This window comes from Bacillus sp. GMs2/2, assembly GCF_050172095.1.
GTDB classification, from domain to species: domain Bacteria; phylum Bacillota; class Bacilli; order Bacillales; family Bacillaceae_G; genus Bacillus_A; species Bacillus_A cereus.
Map to the genome: position 1 here is coordinate 1 of NZ_JBNLYE010000396.1, position 3,474 is coordinate 3,474.

Consider the following 3,474-nt stretch of genomic DNA (forward strand, 5'->3'; position numbering starts at 1 on the left):
GAAGCAAAACAAAAATTATTAACTAAGGAGGCACTAAGATAATGAAAAAGATTAGTTTAGCTATTTTAACCTTTACATGCATACTTGCTTTTGGCTTTAATAATTTCACTGAAAATCAACAAGCAAAACAACTTCCAAAATGGGATACAGATAAACAAGAAACACATGCAGACCTATAGAAACCTAAAAACCCCTAATAAAGGGGTTTTTAGGTTTCTATAATATAATAATACGCTTATAAAAGATAGCCATACACAGATACTCTCTGTACATGGCTATCTTTTATTTTTTCGGCACCAACAAAATCCCTAAACTAATAATACAAAAGCTCATTATTTGCTGTGCTGATAGACCAAACAGAACCGAATTTTGTTCACTAACAAGCGAAATAATGATTTGAGCAAAACCCTCAATAATTAGAAAAACACTTATATTCTTTCCATTTCCGAGCCTTTCTTTTTTCATCCATAACAAGCCCATTATACAAAGAGCAAGGATGATCTCGTATACGAATATAGGGTGATATAAAAGTTTAGATTCATATATTTTCATTCCCCATGGTAGTGTCGTTGGTGCACCTACTTCATGATGTAATAGAAAATAAAAGATAGTGCACACACACAATCCAAAAGGGAGTACATCAAGTAAAATACGAAGTGAAAATTGTTCCTTTTTACTTTTCCAAACAATGTATACACTAGCAATTACGCATCCTACTACAATATGTTGCATACTTCCAATAGCTAATATTGCTTGCACTGGCGCCCCAAAAGCCCATACAGGATTTAAAATTGCTGGTGCAAACTTCCATACAAATACGATGATAAGAAACGCATTTGTTACGGCATCCATCATTTTTTCATATGATGCATTTTGATGCCTCATCTTTCGTTTCATCAACATAAATCCAAATAGACTTCCAATTATAAGAGATACGGGTTGTAATCTCACGATCCACTCCATCATCACGAAATCCCCTTTTAGCTCTCAATCAATTTCTTAAATTTCTTTTCTAATTGATCTGGTGGTAATACACCTCGTACATGATCTACTATAATTCCATCTTTATTAACAAAAAATGTCGTCGGTAAAGAGAATACTTTATAATCTAGTCCAGCTACTCCGTCCATATCTAGTAGAACCGGAAACTCAAATCCATAGCGATTAGCAAATGCGCTTGCTTCTTGTACTGGGTCACTAACAGTTGCATTCACCGCAAAAATTTCAACATCCTTTTTATATTTATCATACATATGAACTAAGTCAGGTGCCTCCATTTCACACGGCCCACACCATGATGCCCAAAAATTAATAATATACGGTTTTCCCTTGGCATCATTTAACGACTGCAACTTTCCGTCCAATCCTTTTAATGTGATGCCAGGTGCTTTAAAACCTACTTGTGGTAATACTTCTTTCTCTTGTAACTCTGCTTGTTTCGCTTTTCTTTCCTTTTCTTCTTTCTTTGAATTATAAAAGTTAACCCCCGCCCAAACGAGAGCACCTACTAGTATAATAGCAATTAGTTTCTTCACTTTTCTTCCTCCTCATTTTTAAAAACCTGTAAATCCACCAAATAGACGAATAAAGAATGCTGTAATTTTCGTCATTTGATTTGTATACAATAAAATACCTGTAATATATGATAAATAAGATATATATAGCGATAAAAAGTATAATGATATAAATGACAACACCTCTATCCACACTACATATAGTAGTGTTTATTCTTAAAAAAAGAGGCTATATGCACTCTCCGACAATAAGTACAATTGACACACAGAATAACCCTACTGTTACATATACCGAGTTCGTATGTAACGGAATAGTAAGCTTAGCAACCTTTTCATTTAACACTTGCTCGATTCGTAAATTTATTGCTGTTTTTGCAAATGAAGCTGTAACACATCGATTTTCCATTGTCTTTATTTTAATTAATTTTAATAATGCGCTACCTAACTCAAATGAAGATTCCATTTTTTGCATCGCATATTTATCTGCTGCTAACTCTTGATACGTATGATATCGTTGTAACAATTCTTTTAATATCGGGATGTACATCATTCCTTCTGCTAATAACGTAAAACAAAATAATTTTAGCGGATCCCAATTATTTTGATGATATTCTTCATGGAAAATAATCGCATCAATCTCTTCATCTGAAAACGTCTGAAGCAAACCTTCCGACATGACAACTTTCGGACGGAATAATCCAATTGTAAACGCTGCAACTTCCGCAGTCGGCAGTATATATATTTGTTTCCCTTTTCTAATAAATGGGATAAGTACTTTTTGTACTTTTTTACTATAGAAAAATTGCCGCCAAATTCTTTTACACACAATCAATACAGTAATTAATAATAACCCCGCTATTATAATACGAACCATTGATAGTTCTTTCATATGTTTTTCTAACTGAAACAAGCAAAACTTTGAAAGGAAGAATGCCTTATTTTGAAAGAGAAATGGATATGTAACATAATACAATAACAAGCTGAAAAAGAGGGTACTAACAATGAGCGCTAACAATACGATTTTACGCATTTTCCATTTCATTTCATCGATCCTCTTTTTTTAACTGATTCAATTTGTCTTCTAATTTTTTTATTAAATTCGGATCAGCCTGCTCTAACTCATCTATCATATGTGTTATAACTAAATCTCCAAATTCCCCCACTAATTCCTGTGTCATTTTCTTCGTTTGATTGGATAAGAATTCTTCTTTCGTTTGTATAGCACGATATATGCCACTTCTTTTCACAGTCTGTTTTTCTAAGTGTAATTTCTCTACTAACCTGTTCATAACTGTCATAACAGTATTAAAATTTACAGGCGATTCTTCACTTAATTTCTGCTGGACTTCTTTAATCGTAATACCATCGCTAGACCAAACAATCTCCATAATCTTCGCTTCAAGCGGTCCAAAGAAATGATTTAATCCTTGCTCATTTAACCTATAGTTTTGCGTAAACATCGTATGACTCCTTTCACACTACGAATTGTAGTACAAATTAAATGAGAGGTCAAACGCAAGTAATACAAACTAAAATTCACTACCTATAAATACGTACCACATTCTATTCATTATAAGCCTAACTTATCTCCAAATGTATCAAAGAGATACTGCTCTAATATTTGTACACTAAACTTCTCATTACGCCCAAGGGCAAATAATTCCCGATCCTTCGCTACGATAGTATCTAACGGAATAACTACATTATCCACTATTTTTGTAATTTCAATTATATTACTTTTTACATTTACTTCTGTTTTAAATTCAACGTTTTCTAACACTATATGTGAACGTCTTCCTGATGCAAAAAAAGTAAAATTAGGATTTTTAACAACGCCAATTTCAGTCTCTAACGCATATAAATAGTGAAAAATTACATCTCTATGTCCATCTTTTATTATTTTTTCATCCTTCTCATCGTCTAAGTATTCTTTCAGCTTCGTTGTAAATTCAAATCGAAA

The 3,474-nt window shown here is 32.8% G+C and carries 7 protein-coding genes; 1 reads left to right on the forward strand and 6 read right to left on the reverse strand.

The window, feature by feature from the left end:
* The first annotated feature begins 41 nt into the window (after positions 1 to 41).
* Positions 42 to 179, forward strand: coding sequence for a hypothetical protein (locus ACQGS6_RS24930; protein WP_000724010.1), 138 nt, complete (start codon positions 42 to 44; stop codon positions 177 to 179).
* A gap of 103 nt (positions 180 to 282) precedes the next feature.
* Here ACQGS6_RS24930 and ACQGS6_RS24935 read toward each other — a convergent pair whose 3' ends face one another.
* The 6 genes from ACQGS6_RS24935 to ACQGS6_RS24960 form a co-directional block, all read right to left on the reverse strand.
* Positions 283 to 963: a prolipoprotein diacylglyceryl transferase family protein gene (locus ACQGS6_RS24935; RefSeq protein WP_025967119.1), complete on the reverse strand. Its 681-nt coding sequence runs from the start codon at positions 961 to 963 to the stop codon at positions 283 to 285.
* A 17-nt stretch (positions 964 to 980) separates the two neighbouring features.
* Positions 981 to 1,535, reverse strand: a complete 555-nt coding sequence (locus ACQGS6_RS24940) for a TlpA family protein disulfide reductase (RefSeq protein ID WP_000733185.1) — start codon at positions 1,533 to 1,535, stop codon at positions 981 to 983.
* Positions 1,536 to 1,553: 18 nt separating this feature from the next.
* Positions 1,554 to 1,694 carry a hypothetical protein gene (locus ACQGS6_RS24945; RefSeq protein ID WP_015382254.1) on the reverse strand — a complete coding sequence of 47 codons (141 nt, stop codon included), beginning with the start codon at positions 1,692 to 1,694 and terminating at the stop codon, positions 1,554 to 1,556.
* 49 nt (positions 1,695 to 1,743) lie between these two features.
* Positions 1,744 to 2,556, reverse strand: coding sequence for a M56 family metallopeptidase (locus ACQGS6_RS24950; protein ID WP_025967118.1), 813 nt, complete (start codon positions 2,554 to 2,556; stop codon positions 1,744 to 1,746).
* A 1-nt stretch (position 2,557) separates the two neighbouring features.
* On the reverse strand, positions 2,558 to 2,974 hold the full coding sequence (locus ACQGS6_RS24955) for a BlaI/MecI/CopY family transcriptional regulator (RefSeq protein ID WP_000495079.1): 417 nt from the start codon (positions 2,972 to 2,974) through the stop codon (positions 2,558 to 2,560).
* Between the two features lie 110 nt (positions 2,975 to 3,084).
* On the reverse strand, positions 3,085 to 3,474 hold a 390-nt coding region (locus tag ACQGS6_RS24960; protein ID WP_426965768.1), incomplete at its 5' end, for a DUF3942 family protein.

Bases quoted from the DNA above. Each gene is read 5' to 3' on its own strand.
- ACQGS6_RS24930 (WP_000724010.1), top strand. From the start codon at position 42: ATGAAAAAGATTAGTTTAGCTATTTTAACCTTTACATGCATACTTGCT.
- ACQGS6_RS24935 (WP_025967119.1), bottom strand. From the start codon at position 963: ATGGAGTGGATCGTGAGATTACAACCCGTATCTCTTATAATTGGAAGT.
- ACQGS6_RS24950 (WP_025967118.1), bottom strand. From the start codon at position 2,556: ATGAAATGGAAAATGCGTAAAATCGTATTGTTAGCGCTCATTGTTAGT.
- ACQGS6_RS24955 (WP_000495079.1), bottom strand. From the start codon at position 2,974: ATGTTTACGCAAAACTATAGGTTAAATGAGCAAGGATTAAATCATTTC.